Origin of the sequence: Novosphingobium sp. BL-52-GroH (assembly GCF_044813085.1) — a bacterium.
GTDB lineage: Bacteria > Pseudomonadota > Alphaproteobacteria > Sphingomonadales > Sphingomonadaceae > Novosphingobium.
This window is the reverse complement of sequence record NZ_CP171149.1, coordinates 1291436-1309447: the sequence shown is the minus strand read 5'-3', so window position 1 is coordinate 1309447 and position 18012 is coordinate 1291436. Positions and strand designations below refer to the sequence as shown.

General features: G+C 67.0%; 18 protein-coding genes. 6 read left to right on the top strand and 12 right to left on the bottom strand.

Annotated features, from left to right (window positions below):
• Positions 1–66: 66 nt before the first annotated feature.
• Complete coding sequence (locus ACFFDA_RS05675) at positions 67–810, top strand: SDR family NAD(P)-dependent oxidoreductase (RefSeq protein WP_404476829.1); 744 nt, start codon at positions 67–69, stop codon at positions 808–810.
• Between the two features lie 130 nt (positions 811–940).
• Here ACFFDA_RS05675 and ACFFDA_RS05670 read toward each other — a convergent pair whose 3' ends face one another.
• From ACFFDA_RS05670 to ACFFDA_RS05650, 5 genes are read right to left on the bottom strand one after another with little or no spacing between them, the layout of a single operon-like run.
• The gene (locus ACFFDA_RS05670; RefSeq protein WP_404476826.1) at positions 941–2113 is read right to left on the bottom strand and encodes an SRPBCC family protein; all 1173 of its coding nucleotides are present in this window, start codon (positions 2111–2113) and stop codon (positions 941–943) included.
• A gap of 10 nt (positions 2114–2123) precedes the next feature.
• A complete protein-coding gene (locus ACFFDA_RS05665; RefSeq protein ID WP_404476824.1) occupies positions 2124–3248 on the bottom strand; it encodes an acyl-CoA dehydrogenase family protein in 1125 nt (374 codons plus the stop codon).
• The gene (locus ACFFDA_RS05660; protein ID WP_404476822.1) at positions 3245–4213 is read right to left on the bottom strand and encodes an acyl-CoA dehydrogenase family protein; all 969 of its coding nucleotides are present in this window, start codon (positions 4211–4213) and stop codon (positions 3245–3247) included. Before ACFFDA_RS05660 ends, ACFFDA_RS05665 begins: the two co-directional genes overlap by 4 nt.
• Before the next feature lie 2 nt (positions 4214–4215).
• The gene (locus tag ACFFDA_RS05655; RefSeq protein WP_404476820.1) at positions 4216–5358 is read right to left on the bottom strand and encodes an acyl-CoA dehydrogenase family protein; all 1143 of its coding nucleotides are present in this window, start codon (positions 5356–5358) and stop codon (positions 4216–4218) included.
• A gap of 29 nt (positions 5359–5387) precedes the next feature.
• The gene (locus ACFFDA_RS05650) at positions 5388–6593 is read right to left on the bottom strand and encodes an acyl-CoA dehydrogenase family protein (RefSeq protein WP_404476818.1); all 1206 of its coding nucleotides are present in this window, start codon (positions 6591–6593) and stop codon (positions 5388–5390) included.
• A 225-nt stretch (positions 6594–6818) separates the two neighbouring features.
• On the opposite strand from ACFFDA_RS05650, the gene ACFFDA_RS05645 reads away from it, so the two are divergent.
• Together ACFFDA_RS05645 and ACFFDA_RS05640 are read left to right on the top strand one after the other, a co-directional pair.
• Positions 6819–7310, top strand: a complete 492-nt coding sequence (locus tag ACFFDA_RS05645; protein WP_404476816.1) for a nuclear transport factor 2 family protein — start codon at positions 6819–6821, stop codon at positions 7308–7310.
• Positions 7310–8092 carry an SDR family oxidoreductase gene (locus tag ACFFDA_RS05640; protein WP_404476813.1) on the top strand — a complete coding sequence of 261 codons (783 nt, stop codon included), beginning with the start codon at positions 7310–7312 and terminating at the stop codon, positions 8090–8092. Before ACFFDA_RS05645 ends, ACFFDA_RS05640 begins: the two co-directional genes overlap by 1 nt.
• Position 8093: 1 nt before the next feature.
• Here the strand turns inward: ACFFDA_RS05640 and ACFFDA_RS05635 are convergent, their stop codons facing one another.
• The 5 genes from ACFFDA_RS05635 to ACFFDA_RS05615 all read right to left on the bottom strand — a co-directional run bounded on the left by ACFFDA_RS05635 (position 8094) and on the right by ACFFDA_RS05615 (position 12440).
• Entirely contained in the window at positions 8094–8966 is an 873-nt protein-coding gene (locus ACFFDA_RS05635; RefSeq protein WP_404476811.1) for an alpha/beta fold hydrolase, read from the bottom strand.
• Positions 8967–8970: 4 nt separating this feature from the next.
• A complete protein-coding gene (locus ACFFDA_RS05630; RefSeq protein WP_404476809.1) occupies positions 8971–10197 on the bottom strand; it encodes an acetyl-CoA C-acetyltransferase in 1227 nt (408 codons plus the stop codon).
• 69 nt (positions 10198–10266) lie between these two features.
• A complete protein-coding gene (locus ACFFDA_RS05625; protein WP_404476806.1) occupies positions 10267–11040 on the bottom strand; it encodes an SDR family NAD(P)-dependent oxidoreductase in 774 nt (257 codons plus the stop codon).
• Positions 11041–11080: 40 nt separating this feature from the next.
• Positions 11081–11857: an SDR family oxidoreductase gene (locus ACFFDA_RS05620; RefSeq protein ID WP_404476804.1), complete on the bottom strand. Its 777-nt coding sequence runs from the start codon at positions 11855–11857 to the stop codon at positions 11081–11083.
• A 109-nt stretch (positions 11858–11966) separates the two neighbouring features.
• On the bottom strand, positions 11967–12440 hold the full coding sequence (locus tag ACFFDA_RS05615; protein WP_404476802.1) for a PaaI family thioesterase: 474 nt from the start codon (positions 12438–12440) through the stop codon (positions 11967–11969).
• Between the two features lie 209 nt (positions 12441–12649).
• On the opposite strand from ACFFDA_RS05615, the gene ACFFDA_RS05610 reads away from it, so the two are divergent.
• Genes ACFFDA_RS05610 through ACFFDA_RS05600 form a run of 3 tightly spaced genes read left to right on the top strand, consistent with a single transcriptional unit; the run spans position 12650 to position 15822 of the window.
• Positions 12650–13084 carry a Zn-ribbon domain-containing OB-fold protein gene (locus ACFFDA_RS05610; RefSeq protein WP_404476801.1) on the top strand — a complete coding sequence of 145 codons (435 nt, stop codon included), beginning with the start codon at positions 12650–12652 and terminating at the stop codon, positions 13082–13084.
• Positions 13085–13144: 60 nt separating this feature from the next.
• Entirely contained in the window at positions 13145–14302 is a 1158-nt protein-coding gene (locus ACFFDA_RS05605) for a thiolase C-terminal domain-containing protein (protein WP_404478303.1), read from the top strand.
• On the top strand, positions 14302–15822 hold the full coding sequence (locus ACFFDA_RS05600; protein ID WP_404476799.1) for a class I adenylate-forming enzyme family protein: 1521 nt from the start codon (positions 14302–14304) through the stop codon (positions 15820–15822). Before ACFFDA_RS05605 ends, ACFFDA_RS05600 begins: the two co-directional genes overlap by 1 nt.
• On the opposite strand, the gene ACFFDA_RS05595 is transcribed toward ACFFDA_RS05600, so the two are convergent.
• Both ACFFDA_RS05595 and ACFFDA_RS05590 read right to left on the bottom strand, forming a co-directional pair.
• Positions 15819–16382 carry a metallophosphoesterase family protein gene (locus ACFFDA_RS05595; protein WP_404476797.1) on the bottom strand — a complete coding sequence of 188 codons (564 nt, stop codon included), beginning with the start codon at positions 16380–16382 and terminating at the stop codon, positions 15819–15821. The two genes, ACFFDA_RS05600 and ACFFDA_RS05595, sit on opposite strands and share 4 nt — an antisense overlap.
• Positions 16379–17953 carry an enoyl-CoA hydratase-related protein gene (locus ACFFDA_RS05590; RefSeq protein ID WP_404476795.1) on the bottom strand — a complete coding sequence of 525 codons (1575 nt, stop codon included), beginning with the start codon at positions 17951–17953 and terminating at the stop codon, positions 16379–16381. Before ACFFDA_RS05590 ends, ACFFDA_RS05595 begins: the two co-directional genes overlap by 4 nt.
• Positions 17954–18012 lie beyond the last annotated feature (59 nt).

The window sequence follows — 18012 nt, the reverse complement described above, 5'->3', positions numbered from 1 at the left end:
CCCTTGCGTTCTATTATCGCCTAACCTAGCAAAGCGCGGAGATAGTTCAAGACAATGGAGGACCGGGTGAACGAAAGGCGTTCTGTTATCGTGACGGGCGGCGCGAGCGGCATCGGCAAGGCATGCGTGGACGGGCTCGTGGCCGATGGCTGGGCCGTTACGATCGCCGACCGGAACCCGGAAGGAGAAGCGCAGGCCGCCGCCATCCGCGCGGCCGGCGGCGCGGCGCAGTTCGTGGCGACTGACGTGAGCCGGGACGAGGATGTGCGCACGCTGGTGAAAGCCGCGACCGACGCCTACGGGCAATTGCACGCCGCGATCAACTGCGCCGGGATCGTCGGGGTCTCGAAGCCGCTGCACGAGATCACGCCCGAGGAATACGACCGCATCATCGCGATCAACCTGCGCGGCATGTTCCTGTGCCTCAGGCACCAGATCGCCGCGATGCTGCCCTACAAGGACGGCGCGATCGTCGCGGTGTCATCGGCGGCCGCGCTCAAGGGCTTGCCATGGAGCTCGGATTACTGCTCGTCCAAAGCGGGCATCGACGGCCTCGTGCGCGGCGCGGCGATGGATTATGCCGAACACAACCTGCGCATCAACGCGATCCTTCCCGGCGCCACGATCACACCGATGGCGATGAGTTCGACCAACGCCAACCCCGCCCTTGCCAAGACGCGCACGCGCCCGATGGAGCGCATGGCCGACCCGTCGGAAATCGCCGCCGCCGCCATCTTCCTCGTCGGCAAGGGTGGCAGCTTCGTCACCGGCATTTCGATGCCGGTCGACGGCGGGATGGTGATCGCCTGAGGCGGAGTAGTGGCGAAAACCGCCCCTTCCTCCCTCTCCCCGTACCGGGAAGGAAGACGGCCGCCACATTCCGTCCGAACATGGACATCGCCCTCTGCCGCTAACGGCAGAGGGCGATGTCGTTTCGGCTTCAGATTTCGCCGAGGCGGTCGGTCACGGCGTCCTGGAACATGCGGATCTGCACTTCCATGCCGCCCAGGTTGACCTGCGAGATCGCGCCCGAGGCGATCCCTTCGTGGCACATTGCGGCGGCCCAGTAGTCTTCTTCGCCGAAGACCCGCGCCATCAGTTCCATCGAGCGGCGCAGGCGGCCTTCGGCCTTCTCGGTTTGGGGCTTTTCCTGGGCGAGCATGTAGTAGTCCACCGCCGTCTCGTCGACGGCGATCGGACGCACCACGCCCAGGCTGACGTAGCCGGGGCTGACCACGATGATGCCGTTGGGAAAGCCGATGTAGCTGAACACCATCATCCGGCGCATGGCGTCGTGATCGCGCGAGACCAGCGCGGGATCGAAATTGCTGCGATGCGCCGCATTGCGGATGTGCAGGCCGATGCGGTCGATCTGGTTTTCGGAATCGACCGAGAACTGCGCCAGCGAATCCTTGTGCAGCCGTGTGACGTGATAGCTGTCGAGCATGGAATCCATGACCAGCTTCCAGTTTGCCTTCACCGGGAACGTGGCATGATCGTAGAGGAACGCGTCGCCCATCTGCAGCGCGTCGAGGTCCTGTGCCAGTTCGCCCGTCACGCCGGAGAAGTCCGGCGGATTATCGGCATCGAGGCCGACCCAGATCAGCCCGCCCGCATCGGCGCAGGGCAGTTCCAGAAGGCCGAGTTCGGACTTGGCGAGGCCCGGAAACGTCTCCGATCGCGGCAGGCCCACCAGCGCGCCGTCGAGGTTGTAGGTCCAGGCGTGGTAGGGGCATACGATCCGCGGCGCCTTTTCGGTGCGCTCGGAGGTGCACAGCTTCATGCCGCGATGGCGGCACACGTTGGCGAAGGCCTTGACCTTGCCCGCCTTGTTCCGGGTCAGCAGCACCGGCATGCCGGCGATCTTGACCTGGTGGTAAGTGTTGGGCTCGGGCAGCAGCGCCGAAGGGGCAGCGATCGTCGGGCCGGCGCGGAAGATCCGCGCGACTTCCGCCTCGTAGCGCGCAGGGTCGGTGTAGACCCGCGCCGGGATGGTGTCGCGCACTTCCGGGTACTTGCAGTCGGACAGTGCCGGCATCGCCGACAGCAGACGGAACTGGCCATCCGTAACCCGTCCGGCGACGCTTGGCTCCTGGATACTGGTTTCGCTCATTTCTGGTCTCTCATGCTTGCTGCAACAGCGCGGGCTCGCCGGGGGAGGCGGGCTCGGGGTCCATGAAGGCGAGGCGCGCGACGCGCTCCTTGTGATATGCGGGACTACCGAAAAGCTGCTCGTTCAGCTTGGCCCGCTTGAGGAACAGGTGGCAGGGATGTTCCCAGGTGAAGCCGATGCCACCATGCAACTGGATCGCATCCCCGGCCAGTGCCGCGCCGACCTGCGCGGCATAGGCCCGCGCTCCGGACGCGGCCGCCGAGGCATCTCCGCGCCCCGCCTTCACTTGCGCGGCGGCGTGGCGCGACAGTGCCGTCATGGCTTCGGCCTTCGCCTTCCAGTCCGCCATGCGGGCCTTGAGCGCCTGGAACGAGCCGATCGGCCGCCCGAACTGCTCGCGCGTCTTGAGATAGTCGAGCGTCATCTCGAAGATCGCGACGGCGCTACCGACCGCGTCGCTGGCAATGCCGATCCCGGCGTGGTCTTCCAGGCTTGCCCAAGCGGCGTCGACAAGCGAGAGCACCGTGCAGTCCGCTAGGCACACGCGCTCGAATGCGATGTCGGCGCTGCTGCGGGTCAGGTCTACCAGCGGTCGGCCGGTGATCCGCACACCGGCCGACCCCGCCGGTACGAGCGCGAGGCCGGTGCTGCCACCAAGGTCCACCGGCACGGCGAGCAGATCGGCCACGTCTGCGAACAGGACGTGGCGCAGCGTCCCCGACACCGTTCCATCGGCGCCGCGTGAAAGCAGGCCGTGCGATCCGGGCAAGGCGATGGCGGCCAGGGTCGAACCATCGGCAATTGCGCCGAGCAGGCCGGCATCGCCGCCGTGCTCCGCGCCGTTGTGGTCGATGATCGCCTGCGCGACCATCATCGTCGGGAGCACCGGAACCGAGGCAAGCTCGCGGCCCAGTTCCTCGTAGAGCACGGCAAGGTGTGCCATCCCCAGGCCGAGGCCGCCCAGATTCTCCGGGATCGCCAAGGCTAGCCAGCCCAGTCCCGCCATCTGCTCCCACAGCGCACGGTCGAGGCCGCGGCCCTGCTCGTCCGGGATCGACCAAGTGTCGCCCCGGTGATCGACCAGGACCTGCCGGATTGATTCGCGCAGTTCTTCGATTTCGATCGTGTCGCTCATGATCCCGCCACGCTCAGTTGCGGCTTTGCCATTGCCGAATGTCCGTCATTCCACCGCTCGTCGGCAATTTCCAGTGCCGCCGCCGTGGGCCCGCCGGTTTCCGCCTGCAACGCGCGGACCCGGTATATCCAGAAATGCAGCAGATGTTCGTTGGTCATGCCCATGCCGCCGTTGAACTGGTGCAGGTCGAACATCAGTTCGCGGATGCCCGACTGGGCATGGCAGGCGGCTACATCCGCGTCGATCTCCTCGCCGCTCCAGGCCGCGCGCATCGCCAGGTAATAGGCGGATTTGGCGTAGCCATGGCGTTGCACCAACCGGTGCTGGACCGACTGGAAGGACCCGATCGGCCGGCCGAACGCCACGCGGTTGCGAGCGTATTCAATGGTGAAGTCGATGGCGGCAGTGGCGGCCCCGGCGATCTCGGCGGCAAGCCCGACGCGCCACCACTTGCGCATCTGCGCTGCCGCGCCTGAAAAGCGGCGGGCTTTGTCGAGCGCCGGAGCCTCGGTGAAGCGGCCATATGGGTAGGCCAGGATCGATTCCACCGGCTCGACCCCGTCGCCGTCGCGTTCGAGCGCCAGCACGTCCTCGCCATCTTCGACCAGCACCATGCCCGCCACCGGAAGGTTGCGGATGGCGCGGCCGAGGTCGGCGCGGCGGACGAGGGCGACCGGGCCGCTCACCGCCAGCCCCGGACAGGCCAGCGGCGCGACGAGGCCACGGCCGATCGTCTCCACCGCTCCCACTACCTTGGCGGTTTCGTAGATGACCAGCGCAGCCTCGACCGGGCCCATGTCTCGCGCGGCATCGAGGAAGCCCATGGCTTCGAGCTGGTCCTGCAGCCCCGCCTGCGACCAGAAGCTGGCGAAGCGCTCGGACTGGGGGATGTCGGCGTGATCCTCGAGGATCGCCTGGAGTGCGGAAACGAGGGCCGACTGATCCTCGGAAAGCTGAAAGTCCATGCCTATCCCCGCGGCAGTCCGAGGCCCCGTTGCGCGACGAGGTCCATCTGAATTTCGTTCGTACCGCCGGTGATGCCCGCCGGGATGTTGATCCGGTAATAGTCTTCGAGCAGCAAGTCGCCGCCGGCCAGCGCATCGGGCGTGTATTCGGCGATGAGGTCGAGCATCTCGTTCACCGCCGCCAGCGCCACCACGCGGGCAAGATTGGAATCGGTCGTCGGCGCCATGCGCTTCACCCGCTGGTCGACCACCAGATACGTGAGCATCCGCGCGGATTCGAACTGTGCGACCAGCCGCCCCGCCCGCGCCCGCACCACCGGATCGTCGTCCCAGCGCCCTTCGCGCTTGAGCTGGGCCACGAGCAGGTCGAGCGCGTCGAGCCCGGTGTGATAGCGCGGTACGCCCACCCGCTCGAAGGCGAGCGCGTGGCTGACGATTTCCCACGCCTGCCCTTCCGCGCCCACGCGGTTCTCCACCGGCACGCGCACGTCGGTGAAGTAGACTTCGTTGAGGTGGCCGAACTTGATGACGCCGGGATAGCTGGTGACAGATATGCCCGGAGTGTCCATCGGCACCAGCAGGATCGTGATGTCCTTCTTGCCCGGGCCGGTGCGGGTCAGCAGGAAGCACCAGTCGGCACGGCGGGCATAGGAGGTCCAGATCTTCGATCCGTTGACCACGTAATGGTCGCCCTCCCGTTCCGCCCGCGTGCGCAGGGCCGCAAGGTCGGTCCCGGCGTTGGGCTCGGAAAAGCCCTGGCACCAGATCACTTTGCCGCCGGCGATGCCCTTGACGTGGCGTTCCTTCTGCTCGGCCGAGCCGTAGCGCATCAGCGTCGGGCCGATCCAGTTGACGTTCATGTACTGGGCGCCGCGCGGCTCGCCCGCACCCTTCATTTCCTCGCCGAGTATGAAGTGGTTCCAGTCCGGCGTTTCCTGCCCGCCGAACTCGCGCGGCCAGTGCGGCACCAGGAGGCCGCGCTCGGCCAGCTTCGCGCAGAACTCGCGCGAGAAATCCACCTGCAAGTCCGACGCATAGCTTTGCGGGACGTAGACCTCGTCCCAGTCGTCAGGCAGCAGTTCGTCGAGCGCCTCGCGAACGCGGCGCCGATAGTCCTCCTGCTCCGGGGTCCATCCGAATTCCATCTAGGGCTTCCGTTTCTCGAAATTGCGCATCAGGCCACGGCAACCGGTTCGCGCGGCAGGCCGAGGCCCCGCTCGGCGATGATGTTGCGCTGGACCTCGGAGCTTCCGCCCGAGATCGTCCAGGCCCACGAATAGAGGTAGTCCTGCATCCAGTAGCCGGTCTCGTTGGGACCACCCATCAGGACGCTTTGCAGGTACTGCGCGTCTATGCCGCCAAGCGAGACGCCCAGCTCGGTGAAGTCGCGCAGCAGGTCGCTATAGTAAAGCTTGATGATCGACGGCGCGACGCCCAGCGCCTCACCGCGCAGCACCGCGGTAAGTTGGTTGTTGACCAGCACCCGTAGCGCCTCGATGCGCACGTGGATGTCGACCAGCCGCCGCCGCGTCTCGTCGTCCTCGTAAGGGACGCCGCCGGGCCCGGCCACGCGCGCATCGGCGAGCAGCAGCTTGAAGCCTTCGCGCATCCGCTCCGCCAGTTCGAGGACCGAGAGGCCGCGTTCGGAGGACAGGGTGGCCTGCGCTACCTTCCAGCCCTCGTTCTCAGGGCCGATGAGATTTTCCACCGGGATGCGCACGTCGTCGAGGAAGATCTCGTTGAAGTGCGACGAGCCGGTCATCTGCCTGATCGGCCGCAGGGTGACGCCGGGCGTCTTCATGTCGAGGATGAAATAGGAAATGCCGCGCGTCTTAGAGGCGGCCGGGTCGGTGCGGGCCAGCAGCAGGCAGAACTGCGCATTATGGGCATTGGAAGACCACGTCTTCTGGCCATTCACGACATAGTGGTCACCATCGCGCACCGCGCGGGTACGCAGGCTGGCAAGGTCGGAACCGGCGTTCGGCTCCGAAAATCCCTGGCACCAGATTTCCTTGCCCGACAGCACCGCCGGCAGGTGGCGCTCGCGCTGCGCCTGCGTTCCCCAGTGCAGCAGGGTGCCCGGAACATGATGGAGCGCGACGAAGTAGTGGATGAGGCGCGGGGCACCGGCACGGGCGATCTCCTCGTAGAGAACGATCTGCTGCGCGAAACTGAAGCCGCTGCCGCCCCATTCCTGCGGCCAGTGCGGAGCGCCGTAGCCGGCCTCCATCAGCTTGCCGAACCACCATTCTTGGAATGCGACATGTTCGGCCTCGTCCGCGCCCAGCATCCGGTCGCGCCAATCGGCCGGGAGATTTGCGCCGAGCCAGCCGCGCACGGCCGCGCGAAACGGCTCTAATTGTTGCAGTTCTTCCAGCATGGGCTCGGCAGCGTCCTCCCCGATTATTCTGCCGATGCTGCCCAAGGCTAACCCGGGCGACATCACTAATCACGAATATCGTGCGAATAACGCTCCGATGTTCCATATGGAACCATTGCTGCAAGTCCTGCGCACTGTCAACTCTCGCGGCCATGACAAGAGGCTAAAATGTGCGTATATCGATCCCTCGCGCGATAAACGACCATTTTGAAGGATAGGTAGAACATGGGAGAGCCGCCGGGCACCGCCGCATGCGGGTGGGAAACGCTGGAGGAAATCCGCCGAATCAAAGCGCGCTACTTCCGCTTCGTGGACACGCGGGACTGGCAGGGCCTTGCCGGCCTGTTCGCCGTCGACGCCCGGTTCGATCGTGGATTCGGCCATGTCGCCCGCAACCCGGTGACGGGATCGTGGGACGGCCCGGCACCGGTCCCGGTGATCGTCTCGGGGCGCGAGGCGATCGTCGCCATGATCCGTGCCGCAGTGGCAGACCGCTGGACGGTCCACCAGGGCTTCATGCCCGAACTGGCGTTGACCGGGCCGGACAGCGCCACCGGCATATGGGCCATGGCCGACGAACTGCGCAACCGGGAGGGTACGCTGCTCCTCGCCGGGCGAGGATATTACCACGACGAATATCGCCGCGAAGAAGGCATCTGGCGCATCACCTTTTCGCGCCTGACGCGGCTTCATATCAACCGAACGGAGAACGGATAATGGACCTGGGATTGGAAGGCCGACGCGCCATCGTGTGCGCCGGTAGCAGCGGCATGGGACTGGCGACCGCGCGCCGCCTGGCGCTCGAAGGGGCGCAAGTGACAATCGTCGCGCGCGATCCGGCGAAGCTGGCCCGCGCCGCCGACGAGATCACGGCCGAAGCCGGCGGTGCCGTCACGCACTTCGCCGCCGATCTTTCGCGCCGGGCGGACCGCGACGCGCTGCTCGAAGCGCACCCGGCGCCCGACATCCTCGTCGCCTCACCCGGCATCCCGCAGCGGCCGGTGGCTTACGCGCAGATCGACGAGGCGACCTGGGCATGGTGGTTCGAGGCGCATTTCCATTCGGTGATCGACCTCATCCATGGCTACGCTCCCGGCATGTGCGAGCGCGGGTTCGGCCGCATCGTCAATGTCAGCGCCAACTTCATCAAGTTTCCGCAGGCAGGGGCCGCCCCCTCCCATTCGGCACGCCTGGCGCTGGCCGGCGCCATCGCGTCGCTGGTCCGCGAAGTCGCCCCCTTCAACGTGACCGTCAACAGCGTGCTGCCGGGACTGATCGATACGCCGGCATTGCGCACCGCACTCGGGGAACGGGCCCGGGCCCAGGGCGTGCCTTATGCGCAAGTGGAAGCCGAGGTGTGCAAGCGCTGCGCCGCCAATCGACTGGCCGATCCACAGGAAGCCGCAGACCTCATCGTCATGCTATGCGCCGCCCAGATGGGCTATGTGACGGGGCAGAACATCGTCAACGACGGAGGTGCGTTCCAGGGCCTGTTCTGAGTCACCCTCTGCCGGCTTTCCCGCGGATGGAAACGTTCACGGGAAAGCGGCGGGCGAGGAAGTCGACCATGCCGGCGTTGAACGCGTCGTTCCTGTCGCCGGCAACCATGTGGCCGGCGCCTTCGACATCGAAGACTTCCATGCCTGGCAGCACCTCGCGCAGGATCGCGACGCCCCTTGCATCGACCACATCGCTGCTCATCCCCCGGATCAGCAGCGTGGGTACGTCGCCCGCCCGCCGCGCACCCTCGATGGTGGCGGCGAGTTCGCGCAGTTCCTCGTCGACTTCGCGGCCCAGGAATGCGGGGTCCCAATGCCATACGTAGCGTCCCGCCGCGTTGCGGCGCAGGTTGCGCAGCAGGCCGGAGGTATCGCGCGGCCGCGGCCGGTGCGGGTTGTAGGCGGCGATCGCATCGGCGACGTCGTCGAGGCTGGCATAGCCTTGCGGGCTGCCCTGCATGAAGGCGCGGATGCGCGCCACGCCCGCCGGGTCGGGATTGGGTACGATGTCGACGAGGACGACCGCGCCCGGCCTCATGCCACCGGCCAGCGCGCCCAATGCGGTGGCGCCGCCCAGCGAAGCGCCGACCAGCGCGTAGCGGACGCCCAGCCCCGCCGTCACGCAGCGCAAGTCGGACACGCTGCGCGCGATATCGTAGCCGCCAGGTCCCGCCCAGTCGCTGTCCCCATGCCCGCGCGCATCGAAATTGACGACCCGATACCCTGCCTCGACCAGTTCACCGCACGCACGCGACCAGGAACTGCGCGTCTGCCCTCCGCCGTGCATGAGCACGACGCAAGGGGCGTCCGGCGGTCCGGCCACGTCGCCTGCCAGGGTGATACCGTCTTCGGTTCGGTAACGGGCTTCGGGCAATCGGTCAGATCCGCTCGATGACGAGCGCGGGGGCAAGACCGCCCGCCGCACACATGGTGACCAGCCCGACAGTCTTGTCCTGCCGCTCCAGCTCGTCAAGCAGGGTGCCGGCAAGGATGGCGCCGGTCGCGCCGATGGGATGGCCCAGCGCCATCGCGCCGCCGTTGACGTTGACGGTTTGTGGATCGATGCCGAGATCGCGCATGAACTTGAGCGGCACGACCGCGAAGGCCTCGTTCACTTCGAACAGGTCGACGTCGGACACCGCCATTCCTGCCATCTCCAGCACGCGCCGTGCGGCCGGAACCGGGCCGTTGAGCATGAGCGTGGGATCGTCGCCCACCGTGGCCGTCGCCCGGATGCGCGCGCGGGGTTTCAGGCCATGCGCCTTCGCATAGTCGGATGAAACCACCAGTAGCGCGCCCGCCCCGTCGACGACCCCGGAACTGGTCGCGGCGGTGTGCATGTAGCGGATCTGCGTGTCGGGGTAGACCTGGCGCAGCAGCGCGCCGTAGGTCGTGCCCTCGGCATCGATGGCGCGGTCGAAGAAGGGTTCGAACGCAGCCTTGAGCGCGGCCAGCCCCTCGGCGCTGGTCTGCGGGCGCGGGTACTGCTCGCGATCGAGAAGAACCGTACCGTCCAGGTCCTTCACCGCGATCAGCGACCGCGCGAAGCGCCCCTCGCCGATCGCTCGCGCGGCGCGGCGCTGGCTTTCCAGCGCCAGCGCGTCGAGGTCCTCGCGCGTGAAGCCCTCGATCGTGGCAATGAGATCGGCGCACAGGCCTTGGTGTGGCTGGGGGATACGCTTGCGCAAGGAAAGGTTGCCCGAATCGAGCATGAACTCGCGCTGGAGCGTGCGCGCGTGCGACATCTGCTCGACACCGCCTGCGATCACAGCCTGCTGCTGGCCGGACTGCACCCCCATCGCGGCGAGCGTCAGCGCGGTCAGCCCCGAACCGCAGAACCGGTCGAGCGAGAAGCCGGGCACGCTCGCCGGGAACCCCGCGTCGAGCACCGCCATGCGCGCCAGGTTGAGGCCCTGTTTGCCCTGCTGCGTGTTGACGCCGGCGATCACGTCGTCGACCGCCGCCGGATCGAGCCCGGTGCGCTCGACGAGCGCGGTCAGGAGTTGCGAATAGAGTTGCTGGGGATGCAGTGGCGCCAGGGCGCCCTCGGCCTTGCCCAGCCCGCGCGGCGTGCGCACCGCGTCGATGATCCATGCTTCGGTCAAGTTCAGGTACTCCTGTGTGGGTCTGGGACGGCCGCGTGTTCGATCTGGCGTGCCGGGCCTTTGCGCCGGCTACATGCGGATCGCGCCGTCGAGGCGCACATGTTCGCCGTTGAAATACGAGTTGCGGCACATCTCCACCGCTAGGCTGGCGAACTCCGCCGGGCGCCCCATGCGCCGGGGAAAGGGCACGCTTTCATTGAGTTGCTGGCGCAGCTCGGGACGGGCAGTGGCGAACAGCGGCGTATCCATGATGCCGGGCAGGATGGTGTTCACGCGAATGCCTTCGCGGCGCAGGTCCCGCGCGATCGGCAGGGTGAGGCCGACGATCCCGGCCTTGGACGAGGCATAGGCCGCCTGCCCCGCCTGCCCGTCGGTCGCGGCGACCGAGGCGGTGTTGACGATGACACCGCGCTCCTTGTCGTCGCCCAGCGGGTCGAGGGTCATCATGCCGGCGGCCGAGGCGGTGATGCAGCGGAACGTGCCGACGAGGTTGAGCAGGACGATCTTCTCGAACTCGGCGATGGGAAAGGTGGTGATCTCACCCGTCTCGCGCGAGCGTTGCGCGGTCTTGAACGTGTTGCCGCGCCCGGCACAGTTCACCAGGATGCGCTCCTGCCCGAGGGCCTGGCGCGATGCGGCGAAGCCATCGGCGACGCTCTGGTCGCCGGTGATGTCCACCGCGCAGAAGACCCCGCCGATCTCACTGGCCAGGGCTGTGCCCTTCTCGGCGTTCAGGTCGAAGATCGCGACTTTCACGTCCTGCGCCGCCAGCGCCCGTGCGCAGGCTTCGCCAAGCCCGCTAGCGCCACCGGTCACGACGGCGGTCAGTCCCTTGAGTTCCATGGCTTTGTCCGATTCCCTTGCAATCGTGGGCGCGCGCCCGTCAGTCCGTTGCGGCGAAAGCCGCGGCGATTTCGTCGACGTCGGGCGGCCGGCGCAGCGACATGCCCCCGTCGGTGTGGATGGTCTCGCCGGTGATCCAGCCGCGCGCGGTGCACAACCAGGCGATCGCGTCGGCCACGTCCTGCGGACCGGCCACGCGGCCCAGCGGCACTTCGCGCGAAACCACGGCACCTGCACGCGGATGGTCGACCAGATAGCGCGCTGCCGGAGTGGAGATCGGGCCCGGGCAGACGGCATTCACGCGGATACGGCGATCGGCGAACTCGATCGCGGCGTACTTCACCAGCGTCTGCAGCGCGGCCTTGGCAGCGCCATAGGCGAAATAGCCGGCCCATGGATTGGTCGCGGCGATCGAACTGAGCAGGACGATCGACCCGTCGTCCTTCATCCGCCGCGCCGCGTGCCGCAGGAAATAGACCGCCGCATGAAAATTGAGCTGCATGCAGCGCTCGAATTCGTCCGCCGGCATCGCGTCGATCGTTCCGCGCATGCCTGCCCCCGCCACCAGCACGGCACAGTCGAGCTGCCCATCGCCAGCCGCCGCCGCCACGAACGCGTCTACATCGCTTTCGAGAGTCGCATCGCACCGTACCGCGCTGCCGGCAATCGCCTGCGCCAACTTCGCCACGCCGTCGAAACGACGGGCACCGACGGTGACGTGGTGACCTTGCTGCGCCAGCGTGGTCGCGATGGTCCAACCGGTGCCTCCTTCTTCAGAGGCGCCCATTACGGCGGCCTTCGGCTTGGTTTCGCTCATTCCTGCATCCCCTCGCCCGCCTGTCGGTGCAACCATTATGGTGCGTTATTCGCGCGTATGCTCGAATAGCGTTCATTGTCAGGAATGGAAAGGTCTTACCGGAAAATTTTCAGTCGCCCTCTGCCCGGGTGCGTTCGCGATAGATGCGAAAGACGCCGCTCGCGCGCAGCACCATCGTCTCGCCCACATGGAAAGTGGCGTGCAGGAAGGCGAGGCTCGTCGCCAGCCGGTCGATCCTGACTGTCGCCTCGACCCAGCCGCCGAGCGGTGCCGGCGCGAGGTAGTCGATCGAGAGGTTCACCGTAGGCAAGGAGGTGCGATCCGTGTCGACGAGAACCACGGCCTTGGCCATCACCACATCCGCGAAGGTCGCGAGCATCCCGCCGTGACATGTCGGCAGGAGATTGCAGTGCCGTGGCGCCACTCGAAACCCGAAGCGCGGCGGCACGTCCCGGCTTTCGCTTTCCCACGCGTAATGGAAATCGCCGACGTGGTCGGTGAAAGGGCCGCCATTGTCGAGGGGCAACCAGTCCCGGTCGCGCGGAGGGCCGGCGGGAACGTCGTCCTGCATTGGTGTATTCATCGTCGCATCCTCACGTCCCGCGCCCATAACGAGCATATGGTCGAATATCGTCCAGTTGGACTGTTCCATTCAACCGTGTCAACTCTTGCAGGCACTGCGATGGACGGGGATTGCCAAAGGAGAAGCCTTGTCGTAGATCGCACCATTGTTACATAGTCGTACAAACGAGCGCATTACGGCGAGGCCGTGAAGCGGGGTCGGAGAGGGAAATGGCGTACAGTTTCGAGCAGCATAAGATCATCGGCGCCATCGAGGCGGACGATGAATTCTGGCGTGGACTCGAGGACGGGAAGTTCCAGCTTCCGCGCTGTTCCGGCTGTCGTGCCTGGAACTGGCCGGCGCACCATCGCTGCGGCCAGTGCGGATCGTGGGAGTTCGAGTGGACGGCGCTGGAACCGCGCGGCACCGTCTTCACCTATACCCGCACCCAGTACCGTTTCGACCGCGTGCTCGAACGCGCCGAGGACGTGCCTTACGTCACCGTCGTCGCCGAACTGCCTGAAGCAGACGGCGCCCGGGTCATGGGCGTGCTATGCGGCGACGAGGCGGGGCTTGCCATCGGTGCGCGGGTTAGGGGCGTGATCCGCCCGCCCAGCGCCAAGACCAAGCACTACCCCGCGATCGAGTGGGAACTCGAGCGCTAGAACGACGCGGCGAAACCCAACAGCGCGATGAACAACAGATCGGAGAGAACCTTGAGCAGGATGCGCGGCGCGGCAGCGATCGTCGGGATCGGCCAGACACCTTACTACAAGCGCGGTACCTCGCCCGAGCCCGAGCTGAAGCTCGCGCTGCGCGCGATCACCGCGGCCGCCGAGGATGCCGGCATCGACGTGCGCGACATCGACGGCTTCGTCTCCTACGCCTCGGAGCGTAGCGACGCGCCCAAGCTGATGCCGGGCCTGGGCACGCGCGAATGCCGCTTTTCCTCGCTCGTGTGGTTCCATGGTGGCGCCCTGCCCGCGACGCTGAACCTGGCGTCGATGGCGATCATGTCGGGACAGGCCGAGATCGTCGCGGTCTATCGCTCGATGGCGGAAGGCAGCAGCCAGCGCCTGCGGGTCATGGTCGCGCAGGGAGATACCTCGGCGCAGTACCTGGTCAATGGGCTCGACTCGCCCGCGCAGATCCTCGCCTTGCGCTCGCAGCGGCTGATGGAGCATCACGGCGTACCCCAGTCCGCGCTCAAGGCGACCACGCAGGCCTCTTACTATCACGCGCGCAACAACCCGCACGCGCTGGGCCGCAACATCGAGATCACCGACGAAGTCTACGACAACTCGCGCCTCATCTCCGAGCCCTACCGCCTGTTCGACTGCTCACGCGAGAACGACGGCGCCGCTTGCGTGATCCTGGTCTCTGCGGAACGGGCCAGGGACCTCAAGCAGACGCCAGCCTACGTTCTTGCGGCGCCGATGGGCACGATGCAGGGCGGCGGGGCGCTGGAAGAGAACTGGCGCCCGTACTATGCCACTGCCGGCCAGAAGGAACTGGCCGACCGGATGTGGCGGGAATCGGGCTATGGGCCGCAGGACGTCGACGTGGCACAAGTCTACATGAACATGAACGCGATGGGGATCGGATCGATGATCGACCACGGCTTCTTCTCGTTCGAGCAGGCCGGCGAGTTCTGCACTTTCGAGAACCTGATCGCGCCCTCCGGCCGCCTCCCGATCAACACCTCTGGCGGTGACCTCGGCGAAGGCTTCATCCACGGCATGGGCCTCATCCCGGAAGCGGTGCGCCAGATCCGTGGCACCTCGACCAACCAGGTGCCCGGCGCAGCACTCTCGCTCGTCACGGGCGGGCCCGGCGACATCATGAGCAGCACCGCGCTGCTCGGCAGCGAGGGAACCCTGTGATGGCATTCACGGTAGAGCGCGCGCTCAAGTGGTGGGCCCGCGACAAGCCGGACACCCTCGCCCTGCACTACGACGGCGAGACGGTGACCTTCGGCGAACTGAATGCCTGGGCCTTACGCATCGCCGCCTATCTCGATGCGCAAGGCGTGCGGCCCGGCGACCGGGTCGCTATGGTCGCGGCGAACTCGCTCGACTACGCAGCGCTGATCGTGGGCACGGTCCTTTCCGGCGCGATCGCCAACCCGCTCAGCTTCCGTGCCAGCGCGCGCGATCTGGCCAAGTCCTTCGGCATCACCGATCCGCTCGTGGTCTTCGCGGACGAGGACCGCGCGTCCACCGTCGCCGACGCGCTCGGGCTGGCGGGCGATCGGCTGCTAGTCTCCATGGCCACCGTACGCGCCTTGCGCGACGCGCCCGAGCCGGCCGCGCCCGCGTTCGAAGCGCGGCCCGAGGACCCCGTATTCATCATCGGCACCAGCGGATCGACCGGCTTCCCCAAGGGCGTGATCTACAGTCACGGCGGCACGATGACATACGCCGCCGAATTCGTGCTCATGCAGCCGGCGACCGGGCACGGCGGCGGTGCCCTCGTCACCGGGCCCTACAGCTCCGCGTCGGGCACCTTGTGCATGCTGCAGTTCCTCGCGGTGGGGGCGACGGTGTATTCGGAAAGCCGCTTCTCCCCCGAAAGCGCGCTGCGCCTGCTGCGCGAGCACCGGATCACGACGTTCCTGGCCTCGACCATCTTCTTCGAACGCATCGCCGCACTTCCGGAATTCGAAAACGCCGATCTATCTTCCATCGCCTTCGCGCAGATCAGCGGTGCCCGGGTCAACCCCGCGCTTCTGCAGCGTTACCGCGAAAAGGGCGTGGTGCTGCGCCAGGCCTACGGCTCGACCGAAGCCGGCGGCGCCTGGGCCGCGCGGGACGATACCGCCGTCAGCGAACCCGAAAAATGCGGCCCTGGTGCGATGTTCTCGCGCTTCAAGGTCGTACGCGAGGACGGCGCGCCCGCCGATCCCGGCGAATCCGGCGAAATCCTCATCGCCAGCGATTGCCTCGCCACCGGCTACTGGAATGATCCCGAGCAAACCGCCGCCACTTTCCGCGACGGCTGGCTGCACACCGCCGATCGCGGCATGCTCGACGCGCGCGGCAATCTCACCTTCATTGACCGGATCAAGGACATCATCATCACTGGCGGGCTCAACGTCTCGGCGATGGAAGTCGAAGCAGCGATCTGCGAAATGCCGGGGATCGAGGAAACCGTCGTCATCGCCGTCCCCGACGACGATTTCGGCGAGGCCCCGCTGGCGATCGTCCATGGACCGGATGCAGCCGGCATCCAGCCCGCGGCCGTCATCCGCCACTGCCGCGAGGCGCTGGCCAGCTACAAAGTGCCGCGCTACGTCACTGTGGAGCCGGAGCCGTTTCCGCGCCTGCCGTCGGGCAAGATCGACAAGAAGACCGTTCGCGAGGCATATGCGGAGCGGCACAAGGTGCTCGAAAAGCTGCGCTAATCGAGATCGACGATGCGTGCCTCGCCGCAGGCCGTGTCGAGGACCGCGCAGCTGCGCACGAAGCCGCGCGGTTCGGGGCGCCCTTCTCCCACCGAGCCCGGATTTATCACCAAGGTCCGGCCCAGGCGCTTGACTACGGGCATATGCGTGTGCCCGTAGATCAGCACGTCGACGTCATCATCCTCGAAGCGTTGGAAGTGCGCATGGCCGGGCGGGACATAGGCGAAATCGCTCGGCCAGGATGTCGCGTGGACGACGCGGATGCGCAGTCCACCCAGTTCGAGGCGCAGTTCGCGGGGGCGGTCCGCCAGCCAGTCGGCCAGAACCGGGTCAACGCGCGGCGACCGGCGCGCCTCCCCTGCCAGGCAATGCAAGTCGTGGTTGCCCAGGATCGCCAGCGCGCCCGTATCCCTCAGCCGGGCGACCGTGTCGTTGCAGAACCGGCTCTGGTCGATGCAGTCCCCAGCACAGACCAGGCGATCGACCGGCCCCATGCGTTCCAACGCCATGTCCAGCGCCCGGTGCTGGCAGTGGACGTCCGAGACGATTCCGATCTTCAAGCCAGTTCCTTCGCCTGCGCCGCATAAGCGGGACCGCCGCGCCAGAGCGGCCACAGCTTCGCCTTCACGGCAGCCACGTCGATGTCGGACGCCCGTAGCACGCGGCCCTCGTCGATCAGGACCTGCGCCTCCCTTGCCATCGCCACGGCGAGCGCTTCGGCAAGGGCGGGGTCGATCGTCCCGCCAGCGCCTCCGTTCACCACCGCCCTGTCGCCAAAACCATAGTCGCGGGCCGAGGCCCCGATGTCCGCTGGTGAATGTCCGGCCCTCTCCTGCTCTGCCCGCGCCTGGTCCAGCGCGTGTCGCAACCGGCCGATCACGCTTCCGGCACCTGGTTTCACGAAAATCGAGGGAATGCCGGCCGAACGGGCCAGCGCCATCAGCGACAGGCCCGCTTCGGGCGCAGTTCGTTCACCGACGACGATCTCCCACAGGCCATCATGGACATGCAACCCGACGAATTGCGAAGCATTTTCGCAGCCTGCGGCGAGCATTTCGAAATGCGGCAGGTGCCGGGTAGCGATACTCATACCCCCGGGCACTCGCGCCACGGCCGCGCGGTAGGCGTCCAAATCTCCATCGGTACAGATCGCGGTCGCTTCCGGGCCCTCGGATACGTCCAAGTCCCGCAGGACTTGCGCAACGGGGCCATCGCCCACCACCGTCATTCCCTTGGGTGCGTCCGCGCGGACTTTCTCTGCCCCCGGGATCTTGGCGGCGGCACGTTCGGCAAAGAACAAATGTCGCTGCGCCGCCGATTCCGGGCTGGCCGTCAGCGCCCGCGAGAGTTCGCGCTCCCGGGCTATCCCATCCTCGAACGGGAGAGTGGCGGCCGCCTCGATCGCCTTCAACGCGCCCTCCGGCGCCTTGAGGCCCACGAACAGGCTCGGATGCGCCTTGCGGAACGCCGCGAAGATGCACGCGATCCCTGCCGCATCGACATCCAGCGAAAGGTCGCGCACCCGGCGCAAGGGCCGGCCTTCGCGCAGCACCGTCCGCACGAAAGCGATCGCCCCGGCTTCCAGGGCCTCTTCATCTACCACCGCGTCGATCAGGCCCAGTTCAAGCGCCTCGGCCGCACGAACCTGCCGCCCCAGCCCGATCATGTCCAGCGCGGCCTCGACGCCGACGATCCGGGGAACCCGCTGGGTCCCGCCCGCACCCGGCAGCAGGCCGAGCGCAACCTCGGGAAGACCGACAACCGCAGACGGCACCGCCACCCGGAAGTGCGCCGCCAGCGCGAGTTCGAACCCGCCGCCCAACGCGGTGCCGTGCATGGCGGCCACGATGGGTTTGCCGGAAGCCTCGAAAGCGGCCATCACGTCGCCCAGCAGCGGTGCCGCGATCGGCTTGCCCAGTTCCTTGACGTCGGCCCCGGCGAAGAACGTCCGGCCCGCGCACAGGATCACCAGCGCCCGCACTGCGGCATCGCCCAGCGCCCGCTCCACCCCCTCGCACATGGCGATCCGCACATGGTGGCTCAGCGCGTTGACCGGCGGATTGTCGATCGTGAGGATCGCAATGCCGTCGTCCTCCAACCTGAACGTCGCCGTACTCGCGGATGTCGTCACGCTGATCCTCTCCTTCTCGCCGGAACTACTTGACGCTCATTGCCTGAACAAGCCAAAAG

Bases quoted from the DNA above. Each gene is read 5' to 3' on its own strand.
- ACFFDA_RS05670 (WP_404476826.1), bottom strand. From the start codon at position 2,113: ATGAGCGAAACCAGTATCCAGGAGCCAAGCGTCGCCGGACGGGTTACG.
- ACFFDA_RS05665 (WP_404476824.1), bottom strand. From the start codon at position 3,248: ATGAGCGACACGATCGAAATCGAAGAACTGCGCGAATCAATCCGGCAG.
- ACFFDA_RS05660 (WP_404476822.1), bottom strand. From the start codon at position 4,213: ATGGACTTTCAGCTTTCCGAGGATCAGTCGGCCCTCGTTTCCGCACTC.
- ACFFDA_RS05655 (WP_404476820.1), bottom strand. From the start codon at position 5,358: ATGGAATTCGGATGGACCCCGGAGCAGGAGGACTATCGGCGCCGCGTT.
- ACFFDA_RS05650 (WP_404476818.1), bottom strand. From the start codon at position 6,593: ATGCTGGAAGAACTGCAACAATTAGAGCCGTTTCGCGCGGCCGTGCGC.
- ACFFDA_RS05645 (WP_404476816.1), top strand. From the start codon at position 6,819: ATGGGAGAGCCGCCGGGCACCGCCGCATGCGGGTGGGAAACGCTGGAG.
- ACFFDA_RS05640 (WP_404476813.1), top strand. From the start codon at position 7,310: ATGGACCTGGGATTGGAAGGCCGACGCGCCATCGTGTGCGCCGGTAGC.
- ACFFDA_RS05625 (WP_404476806.1), bottom strand. From the start codon at position 11,040: ATGGAACTCAAGGGACTGACCGCCGTCGTGACCGGTGGCGCTAGCGGG.
- ACFFDA_RS05620 (WP_404476804.1), bottom strand. From the start codon at position 11,857: ATGAGCGAAACCAAGCCGAAGGCCGCCGTAATGGGCGCCTCTGAAGAA.
- ACFFDA_RS05615 (WP_404476802.1), bottom strand. From the start codon at position 12,440: ATGAATACACCAATGCAGGACGACGTTCCCGCCGGCCCTCCGCGCGAC.
- ACFFDA_RS05610 (WP_404476801.1), top strand. From the start codon at position 12,650: ATGGCGTACAGTTTCGAGCAGCATAAGATCATCGGCGCCATCGAGGCG.
- ACFFDA_RS05605 (WP_404478303.1), top strand. From the start codon at position 13,145: ATGCGCGGCGCGGCAGCGATCGTCGGGATCGGCCAGACACCTTACTAC.
- ACFFDA_RS05600 (WP_404476799.1), top strand. From the start codon at position 14,302: ATGGCATTCACGGTAGAGCGCGCGCTCAAGTGGTGGGCCCGCGACAAG.